This window comes from Mycobacterium sp. NPDC004974 (assembly GCF_053600815.1).
Genome location: NZ_JBSGAQ010000020.1, coordinates 80,648 through 100,032, shown reverse-complemented (window position 1 = coordinate 100,032; position 19,385 = coordinate 80,648). Strand labels below are relative to the sequence as shown.

Annotated in this window: 14 protein-coding genes; 3 read left to right on the top strand and 11 right to left on the bottom strand. The window is 64.3% G+C overall.

Annotated features, from left to right (window positions below):
- On the bottom strand, positions 1–2,573 hold a 2,573-nt coding region (locus ACWEFV_RS30775; RefSeq protein WP_450072972.1), incomplete at its 3' end, for a non-ribosomal peptide synthetase.
- Between the two features lie 47 nt (positions 2,574–2,620).
- A complete protein-coding gene (locus tag ACWEFV_RS30770; protein ID WP_135458681.1) occupies positions 2,621–2,851 on the bottom strand; it encodes an MbtH family protein in 231 nt (76 codons plus the stop codon).
- Positions 2,852–3,053: 202 nt separating this feature from the next.
- Here ACWEFV_RS30770 and ACWEFV_RS30765 point away from each other — a divergent pair, with 202 nt between their 5' ends.
- Positions 3,054–3,557: a DUF2505 domain-containing protein gene (locus tag ACWEFV_RS30765; protein WP_450072971.1), complete on the top strand. Its 504-nt coding sequence runs from the start codon at positions 3,054–3,056 to the stop codon at positions 3,555–3,557.
- A 439-nt stretch (positions 3,558–3,996) separates the two neighbouring features.
- On the opposite strand, the gene ACWEFV_RS30760 is transcribed toward ACWEFV_RS30765, so the two are convergent.
- The 4 genes from ACWEFV_RS30760 to ACWEFV_RS30745 all read right to left on the bottom strand — a co-directional run bounded on the left by ACWEFV_RS30760 (position 3,997) and on the right by ACWEFV_RS30745 (position 8,993).
- Positions 3,997–6,072: a RecQ family ATP-dependent DNA helicase gene (locus ACWEFV_RS30760; protein ID WP_135458684.1), complete on the bottom strand. Its 2,076-nt coding sequence runs from the start codon at positions 6,070–6,072 to the stop codon at positions 3,997–3,999.
- A gap of 144 nt (positions 6,073–6,216) precedes the next feature.
- On the bottom strand, positions 6,217–7,269 hold the full coding sequence (dmpG, locus tag ACWEFV_RS30755; RefSeq protein WP_450072970.1) for a 4-hydroxy-2-oxovalerate aldolase: 1,053 nt from the start codon (positions 7,267–7,269) through the stop codon (positions 6,217–6,219).
- Complete coding sequence (locus ACWEFV_RS30750; RefSeq protein WP_450072969.1) at positions 7,266–8,183, bottom strand: acetaldehyde dehydrogenase (acetylating); 918 nt, start codon at positions 8,181–8,183, stop codon at positions 7,266–7,268. Before ACWEFV_RS30750 ends, dmpG begins: the two co-directional genes overlap by 4 nt.
- A gap of 24 nt (positions 8,184–8,207) precedes the next feature.
- Positions 8,208–8,993, bottom strand: coding sequence for a 2-keto-4-pentenoate hydratase (locus tag ACWEFV_RS30745; protein ID WP_450072968.1), 786 nt, complete (start codon positions 8,991–8,993; stop codon positions 8,208–8,210).
- A 73-nt stretch (positions 8,994–9,066) separates the two neighbouring features.
- Between ACWEFV_RS30745 and kstD the strand changes: the two genes are divergently transcribed.
- Complete coding sequence (kstD, locus tag ACWEFV_RS30740) at positions 9,067–10,752, top strand: 3-oxosteroid 1-dehydrogenase (protein WP_450072967.1); 1,686 nt, start codon at positions 9,067–9,069, stop codon at positions 10,750–10,752.
- Between the two features lies 1 nt (position 10,753).
- Complete coding sequence (locus tag ACWEFV_RS30735) at positions 10,754–11,614, top strand: MaoC/PaaZ C-terminal domain-containing protein (RefSeq protein ID WP_450072966.1); 861 nt, start codon at positions 10,754–10,756, stop codon at positions 11,612–11,614.
- 22 nt (positions 11,615–11,636) lie between these two features.
- Here the strand turns inward: ACWEFV_RS30735 and ACWEFV_RS30730 are convergent, their stop codons facing one another.
- From ACWEFV_RS30730 to ACWEFV_RS30710, 5 genes are all read right to left on the bottom strand, one after another.
- Positions 11,637–13,133 (bottom strand): endo-1,3-alpha-glucanase family glycosylhydrolase, encoded by a 1,497-nt coding sequence (locus ACWEFV_RS30730; RefSeq protein ID WP_450072965.1) that lies wholly within the window; start codon positions 13,131–13,133, stop codon positions 11,637–11,639.
- Positions 13,134–13,183: 50 nt separating this feature from the next.
- Entirely contained in the window at positions 13,184–14,449 is a 1,266-nt protein-coding gene (locus ACWEFV_RS30725) for a Wzz/FepE/Etk N-terminal domain-containing protein (protein ID WP_450072964.1), read from the bottom strand.
- 31 nt (positions 14,450–14,480) lie between these two features.
- The gene (locus ACWEFV_RS30720; RefSeq protein WP_450072963.1) at positions 14,481–15,788 is read right to left on the bottom strand and encodes a hypothetical protein; all 1,308 of its coding nucleotides are present in this window, start codon (positions 15,786–15,788) and stop codon (positions 14,481–14,483) included.
- On the bottom strand, positions 15,785–16,378 hold the full coding sequence (locus ACWEFV_RS30715) for an SGNH/GDSL hydrolase family protein (RefSeq protein ID WP_167858001.1): 594 nt from the start codon (positions 16,376–16,378) through the stop codon (positions 15,785–15,787). The genes ACWEFV_RS30720 and ACWEFV_RS30715 overlap by 4 nt, the downstream gene beginning before the upstream one ends.
- A 154-nt stretch (positions 16,379–16,532) precedes the next feature.
- Complete coding sequence (locus tag ACWEFV_RS30710; protein ID WP_450072962.1) at positions 16,533–19,382, bottom strand: hypothetical protein; 2,850 nt, start codon at positions 19,380–19,382, stop codon at positions 16,533–16,535.
- Between the last annotated feature and the right edge of the window lie 3 nt (positions 19,383–19,385).

Below are 19,385 nucleotides of genomic sequence, written 5' to 3'. Positions count from 1 at the left end.
AACTCGATCCGATACCCACGAATCTTGACCTGCTCATCAGCCCGCCCGGCATACCGCAACTGCCCATCAGGACCCCACGACACCAGATCCCCGGTGCGATACATCCGCGATCCGTCACCACCGAACGGGCACGGGACGAACCGCGACGCAGTCAACCCCGGACGGCGCACATAACCCACACCCACACCCCGGCCGGCCACGTACAACTCACCCACCACACCCGGAGTCACCGGGCGTAGCCACTGATCGAGAACAAACAGCGCAGCGCCCGGCACCGGCACACCAATCGGGACGGAATCCGAACCGGGCACCAGCGGAGCGCTGATCGTGGCATATACCGTGGTCTCGGTCGGCCCGTAGCCGTTGATCATCACCCGGCCCGGCGCCCACCGATCCACCACATCCACCGGACACGCCTCGGCAGCCACCATCAGCGCCGCCACTGAATCCAACTGCGCGGGATCCAAAACACCTACAGCAGAGGGAGTCTGGCTCAGAACCGTCACCCGCTCCCCGACCAGGAGCGCTTGCAGCATCTCGGGCGACCGGGCGGTCTGCTCGGGCACCACAACCAGTCGCCCGCCGTGCAGCAACGCCCCCCAGATCTCCCACACCGAATAATCGAACGCCAACGACGAACACGCAGCCCACACCTGGCCCGGACCCATCTCGACACCGACGTCCATACCATCGAAGAGCCGGGTCACGTTCTGATGCGTGACTGCAACGCCTTTCGGCGTTCCCGTCGTCCCCGATGTGTAGATGATGTGTGCCACGTCGTCAGCAGACGGGACCGCGAGGGCCGTCGCCGGCTGCGCGGCGATCCGCGGATCAGCCATATCGATGACCGCCACGGCACGACCGTCCAGCCGCTCGACCAACGCCGCCGTGGTCAGCACCGCCACCGGTGCGGCATCTGCCACCATGAACTCGATCCGGGCGTCCGGCACCGCCGGATCAATCGGCAGATACGCCGCTCCCGACTTCAATACACCCAAGATGGCAACGACCGCATCAGCCGAGCGCTCGGCAAGCAAACCCACGCAGGTACCCGGGCCCGCACCCTGGTCGACCAACAGGTGCGCCAACCGATTCGAGGCCTCATCCAACTCCCGATAGGACATTGAACGACCGTCGAAGCTGATCGCCACCGCGTCTGGGGCCTGCGCCACCCGCGCCGCGAACAATCCCGGAATCGACTCTTCGTCCACTGGCTGCCGCAAGACCGCCCAATGGCCGACCGTTCCGAGGCGCGAACACTCATCGCGATCCAACACATCCACCGTTGACAACGCGCGCGACGGATCGGCCGTCATCGCCACCAGCACCCGCTCCAACCGGACGGCCAGTTCAGCGATCTCGAAGTTCGAGAACGGCTGCCCAGAACCCATGGCGCTGAGGAAGAGCTGGTCGCCGGCGCCCGAGAAGATCAACCCGAAGCCACCCACAACACCGGCGTTGGTCAAGGTCGCGGATGCCTCCGCACCGCCGAAGTCCAGGGTGAACGTCGACGGAAGGAAGTTGACGCTGACCCGGTTCGCCAACTGGCCCGACCCGCGCGAGTTGACCTTGCGCTCAAGCCCGTGCACCGGGAAACGCTGATGCTGCAACGCTTCCCGAATCCGGCTGTCAGCTTGTTCGCAGAAATCGGTGATCGACGTTTGCGGCGACGCATCCAGTACCAGTGGCACAACCCCCGCCACCATCCCGGGAATGGTTCGCGCTTCAGGGCTCACTCGCCGGCTGACCGGAAAATCCAGAACCACGGTCGCGCCTTGCGCACGCCAACCGCGGACCAACAGCGCCAAGGCCGCGGTGAGGACCGACGATCGCGGGAGACTCTTCAGTTGGGCGGACTGCTCAACACGGCGCAGAACCGAGGGATCCAATTGCACCGGCGCAGAAGACCAGTACGGGTCGTGCTCGTCCGTGGCCACAGGCAGTGGATACTGCTGCTCGTCGTCAGGGGGAAGGTTTCCGGCCCAGTAGGCCTCATCGTCGAGGTAGTCCCCTGAGGCCTCGTAGTCCGATTCAGAGTCGACCAGATCGGACAACGAGCCGAACAAGTCGGATGAGATGGGAGCGCCGGTGACAGTTGCGGAGTAGACGGACGCAACGCGATGGCCGATCAGCGCGAGCCCGGTGCCATCCACCGCGATGTGGTGGAAGCACGCGATCAGGAAGTGTTCATCGATACGGGTCTGGAAGAGTGCGAACCTGAACAGCGGCCCGGTCAACGGCATTGGTGTGCGCTGGATTGCCGCCGCCAGGTCGCGGGCTTCCTGAACGGGGTCGTCCGCGTTCCGGACGTCATAGAAGTCCAGCGCGACATTCGAATAGTCGACCGCTCTCTGGAAAACCTGACCGTCGACTTCGAAGAACGTGGCCCGTACGGGTTCGGCCTCACGGATCACCCGACAGATCGCCCACTCAAGGACGTCGCGCTCTACCGTGCCTGCGATTCTCACGAACAGTCCGAGTTGCCACTCCGTACCGGAGCGAGCCATGTCTTGCGCCAGCCAGATGTCGAGCTGTGCGCGCGTTACCGGCAGCGATTGTTGATCCTGCTGCATCGGAATCTCCCACCGCGAGATGTCATGCGAGTCCCCCCCGGGCCCGTCTACGTATCAGAGGCCTGACCTTGCGCCAGCCTGTCGCGCAGCGTCTTCGGCCGGATGTCCGGCCAGTTCTGTTCGATGTAGTCCAGACACGCGGCGCGATCCGCTTCGCCGAAGGCCACCTTCCAGCCGGCTGGAACGTCGGCGAAGGTCGGCCACAGGCTGTGTTGCTCCTCGTCGTTGATCAGGACGAGAAAACGACCGTTGTCATCGTCAAAAGGGTTGATGCTCATCTGGTCCTCCCCACCGTCTAGTGGACCAGGAAAAGCGTCGCAACGTTCCGGAGGCAGGACTGCATTACCCCACACCTACGCCCGCGTTGTTTTTGTTTCTTTGGCCCACTCCAGCTATGCCGTACCTAGTTGCAGGGCGCCAGCATATCGGCTTCTCTTCACGGGGGTGTAGAAATCGAAGATCCGGGCATATCCTGTTGCTGTGTCGCGGTCATTCGACTTCACGGTCGACTCATCAGCCACAGTTGAGCAAATCCATTTTGCATTCGGCGAACGGGACTACTGGCTTGCACGGCTGACGAAGTTCGGCAGCCTCGGCCGGCTCGACACGTTGAGCGTGGATACCGATGGCTCCATCACCGCCGTAATCGTGCACAACCTGCGCCCAGATGGCCTACCAGCACCTTTCACGAAGTTCTTCCCCAGCGAGTGGCAGATAGTCCAGAACGAGAAGTGGCGTGCGATCGGCGGTGGGCGGGTACGCGGCGAGGTCAGTGTCGTGCCGCACGGGGCGCCCGGGTCCTGGGTCGGTACGGCACTCATAACACCCAGGTCGGACGGGTCGCAGCTGAAGTGTGCAGCGACCGCGGAGTTCAAGGTCCCGCTGGTCGGCGGGAAGATCGAGGGCCTGATGGGCCGCATGTTGGTGCAGAACATCTCCGTCGTGCAGCGCTTCACGGCCGAATGGATCACGAGCCACGTCTGACCGAACCCACCCTGCACGACATCCGTGTAGTTCAATCCAGCGAAACGGGGCGCGTTGTCCCCTGGCCAGATGAACCTGCCGAAGCCCGGTAGCGAGTCGCAGATGCATAACCGCGCAACTAATCAGCAAACCATGGCCATGGGCTGCAATACTGCTAGTCTGCGGGTTCTGCAGCCGCTGGCGGCGGACATTGAGTTAGCCATGATGGCGCCGCATTGTCTCGAATAATGCAGGCCAAGATCACCAGTCGCAAAATTTGCGATTGCAAACACGGGCCACCCTGGCTAACAGACCGCTGCCAGGAAGATCACAATCAATATCAAACATTCGCCGTGCGTCGATCATTAATTGTTGACAAGTGAAATAAATGGCCATGTACGGAATTCGTCGCGCAATTATTCAGATCTTGATTGAGGTTTCCAGAATCGGTCTGCAACCCTCAACTGACGCTTGCCAGCACGAACGGCAAGACCTCGCTCGCACCTGCGTCGCGCAGCACGCGGGTGGCCATCGTCAAGGTCCATCCGGTGTCGGTCATGTCGTCGACCAACAACACCGGACCCTTCGAATCGAGTCGTGGCTGTGCCCACGCGCCATCCAACGCTGCCACCCGATAGGCCGAATTCGCGGCGGTGACGGGCCGATGGTGCGGGGTGTAGGACAGGACGCCCAGGTTTGTCAGCCGTCCGATCTGCGCCAGCCGCGCCACCGTCGAAGAGATCAACGCCGGATGTGCCTGAGAGTCCAGCCCCATGACCGCAGCCGGCCGCTGATCCCAATCCCATGCCTTGAGCACCTCGATGGCCGCCCCGATCACGTCGTCGGGTACCTCGCCGTCGGGTTCGGCCAGCAGGCGCCGTAGCCGCGCTCCCCAGCCCAGATCGGTGAGTCGGCCGATCGCCCGGCCCGGCGCGGCACCGTCGGCGATCCGGCCGGACAACGGCACACCCAGCGCAGCCAGTCCGGAGGGCCACTGCTTGCGCGGGGCAACCAGGACGCCCGGCCGGGACAACCGTTGCGCGGTATCGGTGAGAATGTCCTGCGCCACCGCGGCCTCGTAGCGCCGGCCGGTGCAGTTGTCACATCGGCCACAGCGTGTGTCAGGCACCAGCTCGGGATCGTCGAGCTGGCCACGCAGGAACACCATCCGGCAGCCGTCCGTAGCCTGATAGTCGAGCATCGCCTGCTGCTCCCGGCGGCGTGCCTCGTCGAGCGCACGGTAGCGGGGCTCGTCATAACTCCAGGGCTCTCCGGTACCGATCCAGCCGCCCTTCACCCTGCGGACCGCACCGTCCACGTCGAGCACCTTGAGCACCATCTCGAGGCGCGACCGGTTGAGGTCGACCAGCGGTTCCAGCGCCTGGGTGGACTGTGCACGGTCGGTCTCCAGTGCACCGATGACGTGGCGCACCATTGATTCCGACGGGAACGCCACCGACGCGAAGTACCTCCAGACGTCCTGATCCTCGGTGCCGGGAAGCAGGATCACCTCGGCGCTGTCGGTCGCGCGCCCTGCGCGCCCCACCTGCTGGTAGTAGGCGATCGGAGACGACGGCGCCCCCAGATGCACGACGAACCCCAGATCGGGTTTGTCGAAGCCCATCCCCAACGCTGACGTCGCCACCAGCGCCTTGACCCGATTGTCGAGCAGGTCGGATTCCAGTTGTTCGCGTTCGGTGGTGTCGGTGGACCCTGTGTAGGCGGCCACCTTGTGGCCGCGCTCGGACAGAAGCGCCGCCACGTCGTGCGCCTGGGCCACGGTCAGGGTGTAGATGATGCCGGAGCCGGGCAGGGCATCCAGTTGCGCGGCGATCCAGGCGGCGCGTTGCGCGGGGGTGCCAGCCTGTACCACGGACAGCCGTAACGACTCGCGGTCCAGGCCGCCGCGCAGCACCAAGGTATCCGACCCGCCCACCCCCAACTGGGCCGCGACGTCACCGACCACCCGGTCGTTGGCGGTCGCAGTGGTGGCGAGAACCGGTACCTGAGAACCCAATTCGGCGACCAGGGTACGGATCCGGCGGTAGTCCGGCCGGAAGTCGTGTCCCCAGTCCGAAACGCAGTGCGCCTCGTCGACCACCACCAGCCCCGCATCGGCGGCCAGTGCCGGTAGGACGTTGTCACGGAAGTCGGGATTGTTGAGCCGTTCGGGGCTGACGAGCAGTACGTCGAGTTCGCCTTCGGCAACCTGCTGATGGATCGCGTCCCACTCGGTGACATTGCCGGAGTTGATGGTGGCGGCCCGCACCCCGGCCCGCTCCGCCGCGGATACCTGGTTGCGCATCAGCGCCAGCAGCGGCGACACGATGACCGTGGGCCCGCGACCGGAGGCGCGCAGCAGCTTGGCCGCGATGAAGTAGACCGCGGACTTGCCCCACCCGGTCCGCTGCACCACAAGCGCGCGGCGCCGCTGGACCACGAGGGCCTCGATGGCAGCCCACTGGTCATCGCGCAGTACCGCGGTGGACCCCGCCAGTTGTTCGAGGATCGACTGGGCCTGCTCGCGGGTTGCCATACGTCCTATCGTGCCGGTCTGCGCCGACAGGGTGATCACCCCATACCGGATCGCCCGCCGGCCACCACACCGACACAGAATGCACGCTGGGCCCTCCGATCCCGGAAGGCCCAGCGTGGCAATGCTTTTCGAACGACCCGAAGGCTAGGCCTTGGCGGCTTCCGCTTCCTGTTCGCGCTTGATCTCGAGTGCGATGTCGATCAGCTGGTCTTCCTGACCGCCGATCAGCTTGCGCTGGCCGACGCGGAGCAACAGCTCGTGGGCGGGCACGCCGTAGCGTTCACCCTGGCGCACCGCGTGCTTGAGGAAGCTGGAGTACACCCCCGCGTAGCCCATTACGAGCGCGTTGCGGTCCAGCAGGCACTCGGCCGGCATCGCCGGGGCGACGACCTCTTCGGCGGCATCGGCGATGTCGAAGAAGTCGATGCCGGTCTTGACGCCGATCTTGTCGAACACCCCGACCAGCGCCTCGACCGGTGCGTTGCCCGCACCCGCGCCGAACCGGCGGCATGAGCCGTCGATCTGCTTGGCACCCGCGCGCACGGCCTCGACCGAGTTGGCCACGCCCAGGCCGAGGTTCTCGTGGCCATGAAAACCGACCTGCGCATCGTTGCCGAGTTCGGCGACCAGCGCCGACACCCGGTCTGCGACACCTTCGAGCACCAGGGCTCCCGCGGAGTCCACGACATAGACGCACTGGCAGCCGGCGTCGGCCATGATGCGGGCCTGCTTGGCCAGCTTCTCCGGAGAGATGGTGTGGCTCATCATCAGGAACCCGACGGTCTCCAGGCCCAGCTCGCGGGCCAACCCGAAGTGCTGGATCGACACGTCGGCCTCGGTGCAGTGGGTGGCGATACGGCAGATCGAGCCACCATTGCCCTGGGCTTCCTTGATGTCTTCCTTGGTGCCCACACCGGGCAGCATCAGGAAGGCGATCTTGGCTTCCTTGGCCGTCTCGGCGGCCAGCTTGATCAGCTCCTGCTCCGGGGTCTTGGAGAACCCGTAGTTGAAGCTCGACCCGCCCAGGCCGTCGCCGTGGGTCACCTCGATGACCGGCACACCGGCGGCATCCAGGGCCGCGACGATCGCGCCGACCTCATCCTTGGTGAACTGGTGCCGCTTGTGATGGGACCCGTCACGCAACGACGTGTCGGTCATCCGGACGTCCCATGCGGAATTGAAGAAAACGTCACTCATGCTTGTGCACCTCCCGATACCGCCAGCGACTCCTTGGCGATCTCCTCGCCGACCTTGGTCGCCGCCGCGGTCATGATGTCCAGGTTTCCAGCGTAGGGCGGCAGGTAGTCACCGGCACCCTCCACTTCCACGAACACGGTGACCAGGTGACTTCCACCGTTGACCACCGACGGTTCGTCGAACTGCGGTTCGTTGAGCAGGCGGTAGCCCGGCACATAGGTCTGCACCTCGGCCACCACGTCCTTGATCGACTGGGTGATCGCGGCGTGGTCGGCGTCCTCGGGGATCGCGCAGAAGATGGTGTCGCGCATGATCATCGGCGGCTCGGCCGGGTTGAGGATGATGATCGCCTTGCCGTTGCGGGCCCCACCGATGTCGCGCACACCCGCGCTGGTGGTCTTGGTGAACTCGTCGATGTTGGCCCGGGTGCCCGGACCGGCCGAGGCCGACGACACCGAGGCGACGATCTCGGCGTAAGGAACGTCCACCACTCGGCTCACCGCGTACACCATCGGGATCGTGGCCTGGCCACCACAGGTGACCATGTTGACGTTGGGGGCGTCGAGGTGCGCGCGCAGGTTCGCCGGCGGGATCACGCCGGGCCCGACGGCAGCGGGGGTCAGGTCGATGGCCCGGATGCCGGCCTCGGCGTACCGCGGGGCCGCGTCCCGGTGCACATAGGCACTGGTGGCCTCGAACACCAGGTCCGGCTTCTCGTCCTGGGCCAGCAGCCAGTCCACACCCTCGTGGCTGGTTTCCAGGCCCAGCTTGCGAGCCCGGGCCAACCCCTCAGACTGCGGATCGATGCCGATCATCCAGCGCGGCTCCAGCCACTCCGAACGCAACAGCTTGTACAGCAGGTCGGTGCTGATGTTGCCCGACCCGACAATCGCGACAGATGCCTTATCAGCCATATTGGCTCCCTATTACTCGAAACATCATTCGAAGGAAAGATGTACAGAACCTAACCCGGTGAACTCGGCGACGAAATCGCTGCCCGGAGGTGCATCTATCGCACGCATGAACGCCCCCGGCAACACGACGTCACCGGCCTGCAAGCGCACCCCGAAGCTCTCCACCTTGCGGGCCAGCCAGGCCACCGCGGTGACCGGATTGCCCAGCACCGCCTCACTGTTCCCCTGGGCCACGAACTCACCCCGGTTGGTCAACACTGCGTCGATATTGCTGACGTCGATGTCCTTGGGCGAGACGCGCGTTTCCCCGAGCACCCAACCGGCGCTCGAGGCGTTGTCGGCGATCGTGTCGCACAACTTGATCTGCCAGTTGGTGATGCGGGTGTCGATCAGCTCGATCGCAGGGGCGAACGCGGCGGTGGCGGCGAGCACGTCCTCCTCGGTGCAGCCCGCCCCCGGCAGGTCGTCGGCCAGAATGAATGCGAGCTCGACTTCAACTCGCGGGTAGAGGTACTCAGACGACTTGACCGGCTTGTCTTCGAAAAGCTGCATCTCGTCGAGAAGGTGGCCGTAGTCGGGCTCGTCGACACCCATCATGTCCTGCATCGCCTTGCTGGACAGTCCGACCTTGTGACCCACGATCCGGGCGCCCTCGGCGACCCGCTGACGGATGTTGATCAGCTGGACCTCGTAGGCATCAACCACATCGATGTCGGGGTGGCCGTCGGTCAACGGAGTCATCGGGACCCGGCTGCGCTCGGCTTGGGCCAGGTCGGCCGCCAACTGGGCGCGTACCTCGTCGCTAAGCATTCTGGTGAATTCCCCTCACTTCTTTGACCGGGGCGGTTGTTGGATTGCCGGTCAATTCTATAACGTGTTCTACATGACTGGACAGGAGTACGACGTTGTCGTGGTCGGCAGCGGCGCTGCCGGCATGGTCGCCGCCCTCACCGCAGCCCATCAGGGCCTCTCGACAGTAGTCGTAGAGAAAGCGCCGCACTATGGAGGTTCCACTGCGCGGTCAGGTGGTGGGGTGTGGATCCCGAACAACGAGATTCTCAAACGCGACGGCGTGAAAGACACCCCCGAGGCCGCCCGCACCTACCTGCACAAAATCATCGGTGACGTGGTGCCGGCGGAGAAGATCGACACCTACCTCGACCGCTCGCCGGAGATGCTGTCGTTCGTCCTGAAGAACTCCCCGCTCAAGCTGTGCTGGGTGCCCGGATACTCCGACTATTACCCCGAGACTCCCGGCGGCAAGCCCACCGGCCGCTCGGTCGAGCCCAAGCCGTTCAACGCCAAGAAGCTCGGGGTTGACGAGAAGGGCCTGGAGCCGCCGTACGGCAAGGTCCCGATGAACATGGTGGTGATGCAGCAGGACTACGTCCGGCTCAACCAGCTCAAGCGTCATCCCCGCGGCGTTCTGCGCAGCATCAAGGTGGGAGTCCGCTCCGTGTGGGCCAACGCCACCGGCAAGAACCTGGTCGGCATGGGCCGAGCGCTGATCGCGCCGCTGCGCATCGGCCTGCAGCAGGCCGGAGTCCCGGTCCAGCTGAACACCGCACTGACCGATCTCTATGTCGAGGACGGCGCCGTCCGCGGCGTCTACGTTGTCGATCCCCGCGACGCTTCCGCCGAGCCGCAACTGATCCGCGCACGCCGCGCAGTGATCCTCGGCTCGGGCGGATTCGAGCACAACGAGCAGATGCGGGTGAAGTACCAGCGCGCCCCCATCACCACCGAGTGGACCGTGGGCGCGGTCGCCAACACCGGCGACGGCATCCTGGCCGCCGAAAAGCAGGGTGCTGCACTGGAATTCATGGAGGACTCGTGGTGGGGCCCGACGGTCCCGCTGGCCGACTCGCCGTGGTTCGCCCTGTCCGAGCGCAACTCCCCCGGCTCGATCATCGTCAACATGGCCGGCAAGCGGTTCATGAACGAATCGATGCCGTACGTCGAGGCCTGCCACCACATGTACGGCGGCGAGTACGGCCAGGGCGCGGGCCCCGGCGAGAACATCCCGGCCTGGCTCATCTTCGACCAGCAATATCGCGACCGCTTCATCTTCGCGGGTCTGCAACCCGGACAACGTATTCCGAAGAAGTGGCTGGAATCTGGCGTCATCGTCAAGGCCGACACGCTCGAGGAGCTGGCCGCCAAGACCGGTCTGCCCGCCGACGGGTTCGCCGCGACCATCGACCGGTTCAACGGCTTCGCCCGCTCCGGGGTGGACGAGGACTTCCACCGCGGCGAGAGCGCCTACGACCGCTACTACGGCGATCCGACGAACAAACCCAACCCCAACCTCGGCGAGATCAAGCACGGCCCGTACTACGCGGCCAAGATGGTGCCGGGCGACCTGGGCACCAAGGGCGGTGTCCGCACCGACCTCGTCGGCCGGGTGCTACGCGACGACGACTCCGCGATCGAGGGCCTCTACGCCGCAGGTAACGTCAGCTCACCGGTGATGGGTCACACCTACCCCGGCCCGGGCGGGACCATCGGCCCCGCCATGACCTTCGGATACCTCGCGGCACTCGACATCGCCGCGGCTGGAAAGGCCTGACATGCCGATCGATCTCGACAAGGCGCTGGGCGCCGAGCTGGAACCCATCGAGTTCTCCTGGACCAGCAGCGACATCCAGCTGTACCACCTGGGCCTCGGCGCCGGCGCCGACCCGATGGACGCCCGCGAGCTGCGCTACCTCGTCGACGACACCCCACAGGTGCTGCCGACGTTCGGCAATGTCGCGGTCAGCTTCCACATGACCGAGCCGCCCAAGGTTCAGTTCCCCGGCATCGACATCGAGCTGTCGAAGGTGCTGCACGCCAGCGAGGCCGTCAGCGTGCCCGGCCCGATCCCGACCAGCGGAACCGCGAAGTCGGTGCAGCGCTTCACCGAGATCTGGGACAAGGGCAAGGCCGCCGTCATCGTCAGCGAATCCACGGTGACCGATGAATCCGGCAAGGTTCTGTGGACCACCAAGCGGTCGATCTTCGCCCGCGGCGAGGGTGGATTCGGCGGTGAGCGCGGACCCGCGACGTCCGCCGAATTGCCCGATCGCGCACCGGATATCGAGATCTCGTTGCCGACGCTGCCGCAGCAGGCGCTGCTGTACCGGCTGTGCGGCGACCGCAACCCCCTGCACTCCGACCCGGCCTTCGCCGCGGCGGCGGGCTTCGAACGGCCGATCCTGCACGGGCTGTGCACCTACGGCATCGGCTGCAAGGCCATCGTCGACAACCTGCTCGACGGCGACGTCTCCCAGGTGGCTTCCTACGGTGCCCGGTTCGCCGGCGTGGTGATCCCCGGCGAGACGCTGCAGGCCAACATCTGGAAGGAAGACGGCAAGTTCATCGGCGTGCTCACGGCACCGTCGCGGGACAACGCCGTCGTGCTGTCCGGAGTGGAGTTCGTCCCGGCCTAGGCCGTCTGGACGGGCGCTGCCGCTAGCGTAAGCCTCCCACCAGTCGGTATTGCAGGTCCTGAATGAACGGTTGCTCGACCACCGGGACATCCGCGTCCGCTGACGCCACCACGACGCCATCGCGTGACATCGTCACCGTGAAAGATCCGGGGCGCAGCGGCGCCACGCATACCCCGCGGCCGGTGCCGGCGAAACACGACGTCTTCTGATCGCCGGCAGCGATCTCGACTCGGCTGGGTGCGGCGGCAAAACTGACCACCTCGACGGCGTCACGCGGTTCGGTGGTGTGGGGCACCGGACGCATCAGGAGCGTTTCGGGATATGTCGGAAGAGCTGCGACGGGCTGCGTACGGTACGAGACAACAATCGCGTCACGGACGATTCTGGGAATCTCGCCCCACTTGAACACGGTGATGTCATACGCGTTGAGATCGAGCATTCGCCATCCGTGGGCAATCGATGGAGCCATTGCTGTTGATTCGGCGTAGTCGTTCCATGTGATCAGCTGAACCCATTCGGCCCCTTTCTCGATCGCAAGCTGCCACGCCATTCGATTGGTCGTTCCGTTCAACGACTCCTCGAAGATGCCGTTCCGTGGCCGGCTGTCCTGGAACGGGACGGATTGCATCCAGATCTTCCCGCGAAGATGCGCTTGCTTGATCAGGTCACCAGGCGATCCATCGACATGATCCGTCGGGGCCATTCCGCGGGGGTTCCTCCCGCCCCAGGCGGACAACCCGTAGGAGATCGAATCGTATGCCGCGATGTTCGAGACGTCGACGAAGACGGGGACGAACGCAATCTCGGAATGCAATCTCGCGCTCAGGGCTGCCAAGACTGCTGCCCACCACTGGGGCGGACGGCGCTCGGCGGCGAACGCGCTGAGCACAGGACGACCATCCGCGAGCCGATATGCCGCAGGCGCAGCGAGATACGTCGAGAGATCTGCGACGAGCTCGTCGACGGAAAGATCCAACAGGGGACCGGACATATCGGCGGTGACGAGGATGTCGAAGCCGGCATTCAGGGCAGCAGCCGCCAGCAGCTTGTCCACGATGTCGGACTCCGCCCGCGGCTTGATGACATCTATCGCGAATCCATCGATGCCCACCGACTTGGCTTGACCTATCTCTGTGGTGAAATCCTCTGTCTGCCAATCTGGTTGATCGATATGTTTGCGAGGCAGAGGCCGGTCTCGGAGCAGTCCGCCGTAGTCAGCGTGAATTCCCCCCTCGCCGTCCGGGGAGAGATATTGGAGCTGGTAGTAGTCACTGTCGCCGTCCCTGTTGTCGATGGAAATAGGGAAGTTCGGTACGTAGTGGGCGAATACCTTGCGAGGCGTCGGGCGGCTGGGCAATTCGAACGGCAGGTACGCGGTGACAGCGCGTTCGGGATGCGACTGCGACTGCGACTGCGACTGTTGAGGATTCGGATGCGTGAAAACGAGGCTCGTGGCCACGAGCACCGGCACGAACGCGAGGACCAGGGTGACCTGCACCGCGATCCTGCTTTTAGTCATGGCGCCCATCGCTCGCGTCGTCTCTGCACGGCTTCCAGTCGACCTCGCCCTCACATATAGCGGCCGTCCACCGTCGTGGATCCTTGAGCGAAGTTGACAACCACTCCGACGACGGGGGTACCGATGACCCTTACGCCGGCCACAGTCTCGGTCAAGGAACGCTTCGTCGCACCGGCATCGACCACCAGGACGACGACATCCGCCGCCCCGACCAACACCTGTGCCTCAACGGAATCCGTGAATGCCGGGCAATCGACGATGACGATGTCAGCACCTTCCTTCGCGGCGTCCATGCGGAAGTCGAAGCTTTCAGCGGCGAGCAAGGACGTGGAGCTGACCGTCGTCGTAGTCGTGGAACCGCCATCCGAATGCTGCGGCTGGAACACCGCATCTTCCAACCCGAACTGAACCCCCGCAACGGATCTTCCGCGTTCGGTGAACGCTCGACCGAGCGTTCTCGACACGAAGGTCGCACCATCCCCACTACGCGGGGCTACTACCGCCAACACCGGTGGCTTGCTCAGGTCGGGAAGACGGTGCAGAACCGATTCGACGTTGACGCTGAGGCGCAACGCGGCCTGCCGGAAACCCTCGTCGGTGTCGAAAACAGCCTCCACATCGCCACTCTGGGCGAGTACCTTGTCGCGCGCGAATTGGCCGATCACCTCGCTACCGGTGATGTCCTCGACAGCGCGACGAGACCGCACCTTCGTGTCGAAGCGTTCCAGGAGCTGAATCAACGCCAGCGCCACGCTCAAGCCGAAAGTAAGCGCAGCAGCGCCTACCAGCCACAACGGAAACCCGGTCGCAACCGCCGTCGCCGGATTCGCCCGAGCCACCACCTGAACCAACGGTGGTATATCGGGGTTGTTGTCGATGTACTCGATCTTTGCCACGTAGGAATCGAGCACGTCTCCGTAACCGTTGGCGATATTGGCTGCCCGCTCAGGACTCGCATCGGTCACCGAAACCACCATCAGGACAGTATCTTTCACCGTCGAGGCGGATACCTGACTGACCAGCTCCTGAGGGGACAATGTCAACTTCAGCCGGTCGATGACACGTTGGGCGAGGTCGTCACTCTTGAACATCTTCGCGTACGTCTGCACACGCTGCCGCGAGAAGAGGTCACCCTGGTATGCACCAGCCGAAGTCTTGACGTCGGGCGCCCGCAGGAACAGTTCAGTAGAGGCCGTGTACTGCCTGTGGGCCGTGACGTTATAGGCACTCATCCCCACCAACGCCATTACCGAACAGATGGCAACGACCAGCCAACGTCGACGTAATACGATCCACCAGCGCTTCAACAGTTCCATGATCTCCCCGGACTTCGTTTCGTAGTGCCGCCTACAACCTGTCGGCAAGGGCGTTGTGCGCCAATGCAGGCGCGGCCACGATGACGCGCCCCAGGTAACGTCCCCGGCCCAATCGCAGCAGCCGTTCAGCCTCTTGCACATCGGAATTCGACGTTCCCGGTGCCTCGGTCACCAGCACGTTCACAGTGCCGGAGCCCGTGAGATCGACCGCGTCAACCGATTCCAGCACCGCCGGCGCAATGACGATCACCTCGCGCGTGGCGGCCAGCAGATTGATCACACCGTTCAGTACGTCGCAAGGCGGACGCACCTCCGGCTCGCTCGAGCCTCCGAACGGCAGCCAGTCGAATCCCCCGACGTCGTCGAACATGATCGCGTCATCGAGCGCCGACCGATTCGCAGCCACGTCCAGGAGGCCCGGCCGCCCCGCTGCTCCGGCAACCACCGACGGATCGGCAACGACGACGATCGGGTGCCGATCCCGGTCGGCCGACATGGCCGCGGCGAGCTGCCGGGCAGCCAACGTGACGGCCGGCGTACCCCGGGGCGCAGCGAAAACCAAAGGCGCCGACGCATCACCGCGCAAGCGTTCGATCTGGAGACCGACCAGCCCCGCGTCCCTGTCGACGACGTCGGTACCCGATTCATCCGCCGACAGAATCCCGAGTACGTCGTCGGCGTCGCCCGCAGAGCCCACGAGCTCCGCAATTGCCCGGCCTTCCCGCATCGCGACATAGGTCAATCCGATCAGGAACCCCAGCAGCAATCCCGATCCGATAATGAGGATTGTCCGAGGTGACACCGGCCGGTCGGGAACCGAGGCCGATTCCACCAACAACGGCTGGACCGGTGACACCCGCGTGAAGGGCGGTCGCTCGACTTCTTTGACCGCGCCGACCAATTGCTCGGCTGTCTCGTCGGCGATCAGTGCTGCCCTCGTCGGAGACCCGTCGATCGCTTCTACCTCGACGATGACGGTATCCGGTATCACGTGCGTGGTCACCTTGCGGCTCAGGTCCCCCGCCGAGATCCCCAGACCCAGACGTTCACTCACCGGCCCGGTGATGAACGGGGTTTCGACCAGGCGTGCGTAGCTCGCCAGCCTCTGCTGAGTGAACTCGTCGCCATAAGCCAGCACGGCACCGCTGATATTGGGGTCGGCGATGGCCGTCGAATCGTTCCAGTACGGCGCCACGATCATCACGCGGGCAGTCGCCTGATATTCCACCGGCAGAGTGAAGGTAAAGGCGCCGGCGGCGGCACCGCCGAGCAGTGCCCAGCACAGCATCGCCAGAAAATTACGCCGGGCAATCGCGAGCAGGGTGCCGATACTCTTCATTTCGCCAACCCCATCGCCCTCAGGCTGCCGATGATCCGATCGGCGTAATACGCATTACCTTCGCCATTGAGGTGAACGCCATCCTTCCAGAGGAAGGGCGCGAGGTCTTTCCCGCGATACCAGCCTTCCGCTACGGGATCGATGACGTACGCACCCACCTCTTCGGCACTGCGCCTCATGCCACTGGAAACTGCGGGAAAGTTCGACGCCTCCTGTGCCGAAACATAAGACGGCAGGACCACGATGATCTTGGCATTCGGCCACGTGGCACGCACTTTCTTTATGTATTCGTCGGCAGCGACGACGACGTCGGCGGGTTGCAGTCCGAGATCGTTACGACCGCCGTCGATCAGAACGTAGTCCGCGTTGTATTCCTGTTCATCCCTGGCGAGACGATCGATGAAGGGGACACGGTGCGTCTCCGGACCCCCCGCCACGTTGATGAATCCGGTACCCCCCTGCGCATCCACGGTGAGACTCCAGCCGAGCCGATCGCCGAGCAGATACGGGTACGTGCGGAACGTCGGATCGCCGGTACCACCGGCGAAGGAATCGCCGACAACCAGCAGCGTCGGCTTGTAGTCGAACATCGACCCGATCGAGGACACAGTGGAACCAGATGCCTGCCTATGGGTAGACACATCGTTTCGCAGCCATTGCACGTATCCGGCACCTCCAATACAGGCCAGGAGGGCCACACAGAACAGCCCCGCTGACGCACGCGCCGCGCCGGCCGACTTCCCGCTAAACCCGAACATGGTTCCCCCTCGGCCGAGGGGGCACTTCAAGGTCATCGGTATCGTCCGGTCTTCGGTCGATACCACCGATCGGTTCTTTCCGTGCCGAGGATGTCCGCAAGAAGGTCGCAAACACCAGGATGAAGAACAGGTACGAAGCCGCCTGGAGGAGCGAGCCGCGCAACAGGATCATCATGTAGAACGGCAGAACGCAACTGAGCAGAGTCGGCATACCCACTGTGTTGAACTGTCGTTCGATTCCCGTATCGACGCGGTGCAACCACCACCCGAGACCGAACATCCCGAGTATCAGCAGGACCCAACCGCCGTTCAGGTAGAACTCGATCCAGAGCGGCGCCGAGAGGTTCGTGAAGGGGTAGCCGCGTACGTTTGCGATGAGAATCCCCGAATCAACGGGCTTGTCGGTCCAAAAGCTCCGGGGAACGGCGAACAGGAAAACACCGAGCATCTGCCTGCCGGGAACTATTCCGTCGCGCTCGGCCACGAGATATCCATTTGCCAACTGCGCGAACGAATCATAATCGGGGGATATCAATGCCTCGATCGGATTTGCCGCCTTGAAATCGGCCTGGCGGCCGTATCGGAATGCGTCGGCCAGCGGAAACACGACGAGGAGACCCGCCAGGAAAGACGCCGCCATTATTCGGAATCTGGTTCTGGTCGAAGCCAATCCCAACGCAGTCGCTGCGCCCAGGATGGCCGTGCCAGAGAGATACCGGGCATTCGATATGGGGTTCATGCTGTTGGCCAGTAACACGCCGGTCAGCAAGATGAGCGCGAGATTCAGCCTGAGCACACTGCCGGAGGCTGGGAATCCCAACCCGGCAAACTGCTTCAACTCTCGACGAAACCGAACGAGCGCAACAAAAGCCACGAGCAGCGCCATGTAGGAGCAGCCACGAACCATGGACCCCAACGTGCCGGGTTGCCATATCGCGTTATACGCAGCGAAAGATTCGTCACGGCTTCGGGTGAACTGGATCCACCCGACCTTGGACAGATAGTAGGCGTTGAACACGACCGCGAACGCCACCAACAACAACAGGCGCGGGTGATCGATGGTGAACACGCGAGAAACCCGCCCCGCCTGCCCGACCGTTTCTGCCTTGCCACGCAACAGAAGTGCGTTATCCGCGAGGGCGCCGAGCAAAAAGGTGCCGCAGCCGACGATCGCGATGAGCGCCCCCACTCCGACCAAGCTGTGATCCATTCGGGGAACTGTGGAAGGGAAGGCGTCCAGCCGAAGCTGGGCCATCGGGGCGAGCCCCAAGAACGCGTAAGCGAAGGCCCAGTACATCATTTCGAAGAGTCGACGCTCACCGGTTCCGATCAACCATGCGAATCTGAGGCCTGCCACGACGATCACCGGCAGCGACCACATCCAGAGTCGGTTGTCCGGAGCTCCCGTGTATCGGATGATCGCCACCGGGCCGAAGACCACGAGTATTGCGCCGACCCACAACGTCAGGAGCCCGCTGGAGGTCTGAACGCGCGACGCCAGGCGCACGGCGACCGTGTTCGGCAGCGGGCGTCGAGCAACCGGATCAACGGTAAGGCGCAACACCCGTCGTTTCGGGTCAGCCGGCGAACGCAGCTGCGGCATTCGGGGATTCACGGCGACGTCCTCGGCCCACGGGCGGAACCACAGCAGAGCCATCGCCGCCGCAAAAGTCGATGCGGCGGCCATGCCGAGTGACACCCCGGATGCCGTGCGAGTCCACACTGCCGCTCCGAGTGAAGTCAGGAGTACCACTGCCACATAGCCGACCTTCAATCCGAGCGCTTCACGACTGCGGTTGAAGGTGCGGAGGTAGATGGCAACTGCGGTCGCCCAGCCGCCGAGGGCGTACTCAAACGCAATGATCGGCACGATCTGTTGCGTCGCGCCGAACGTCGCACCGAGAAGAAATTCCCCCCACTTCAGCGGCAGAAAAAACAAGGCGATACCCAATGTGGCGGCGGCCAGCGACATCACCGACATGATGCGGACCAAGTTGCGCCACACCTGGATCGGCCGCATCGTCGCGCGCGCGCCCTCGGATATCACGATCAGCGGCACCGCGCCGGCCAGGATGGCCACGGGAGCCAAAACCGCCGTCGCCCCCCGAATTGCGGCCGTGACTGCCGGACCGAGCACCAGCGTGACGAACAACAACACCGCAAAAACCGTGGCCTGCTCCAGTCCTGCCTCAGTGCCGTATCGGACGCGGTGTTGCCAACCGTCGGACATCCATTCGCGATAGCTCGTGAGCCGCGGGCCCACCCGGACGTTGACGGCCAGGCCGACCAGGGCGACGAGCGCCAGCAGACCCCAGGCGCACACCAGCAGTGTGGCCGTGATGTAGGGCAGCTTGAGCCAGGCGCCCGCCAGCAGCAGTGCCGAGCCGGCAAACCACACACCGTCCCAGATGGCCGCGATCTGCGAGCGGCCCTCAGCAATAGCGATGTAGCGCAACACATCCTGCACGAGCACTACGGGCACGGCCAACAGCAGCAGAACTGCCTCGGTACGGACCGCCGAACCGCCGACGGCAACCATCGCGATTCCGACGACGGGTGCGATGAGCAACGCCGTGGTTACGGCATATCCACCTTCCTGACGGATATCGCCGGCGGACTTCGCTGACCTGAGCAGGAGCGGCGTGCCCAGCGCCCCGCGCAACACGCCGATAGCTGCCGCCAGCAGCGTCATCACCAGGCCGATCCGCCCGAAGTCCGCGACTGACGTCACAACGGCGATCGCATAGATGATCAGGCCGTTGCTCAGGCTGGAGAACACCTGATCCATCCCGCCGGCCATTGCCCGCGTCTTGCTGAATGCCGACGGCCGCTCCATGTC

Bases quoted from the DNA above. Each gene is read 5' to 3' on its own strand.
- ACWEFV_RS30770 (WP_135458681.1), bottom strand. From the start codon at position 2,851: ATGAGCATCAACCCTTTTGACGATGACAACGGTCGTTTTCTCGTCCTG.
- ACWEFV_RS30760 (WP_135458684.1), bottom strand. From the start codon at position 6,072: ATGGCAACCCGCGAGCAGGCCCAGTCGATCCTCGAACAACTGGCGGGG.
- dmpG (WP_450072970.1), bottom strand. From the start codon at position 7,269: ATGAGTGACGTTTTCTTCAATTCCGCATGGGACGTCCGGATGACCGAC.
- ACWEFV_RS30750 (WP_450072969.1), bottom strand. From the start codon at position 8,183: ATGGCTGATAAGGCATCTGTCGCGATTGTCGGGTCGGGCAACATCAGC.
- ACWEFV_RS30745 (WP_450072968.1), bottom strand. From the start codon at position 8,993: ATGCTTAGCGACGAGGTACGCGCCCAGTTGGCGGCCGACCTGGCCCAA.
- kstD (WP_450072967.1), top strand. From the start codon at position 9,067: ATGACTGGACAGGAGTACGACGTTGTCGTGGTCGGCAGCGGCGCTGCC.
- ACWEFV_RS30735 (WP_450072966.1), top strand. From the start codon at position 10,754: ATGCCGATCGATCTCGACAAGGCGCTGGGCGCCGAGCTGGAACCCATC.
- ACWEFV_RS30730 (WP_450072965.1), bottom strand. From the start codon at position 13,133: ATGACTAAAAGCAGGATCGCGGTGCAGGTCACCCTGGTCCTCGCGTTC.
- ACWEFV_RS30725 (WP_450072964.1), bottom strand. From the start codon at position 14,449: ATGGAACTGTTGAAGCGCTGGTGGATCGTATTACGTCGACGTTGGCTG.
- ACWEFV_RS30720 (WP_450072963.1), bottom strand. From the start codon at position 15,788: ATGAAGAGTATCGGCACCCTGCTCGCGATTGCCCGGCGTAATTTTCTG.
- ACWEFV_RS30715 (WP_167858001.1), bottom strand. From the start codon at position 16,378: ATGTTCGACTACAAGCCGACGCTGCTGGTTGTCGGCGATTCCTTCGCC.
- ACWEFV_RS30710 (WP_450072962.1), bottom strand. From the start codon at position 19,382: ATGGAGCGGCCGTCGGCATTCAGCAAGACGCGGGCAATGGCCGGCGGG.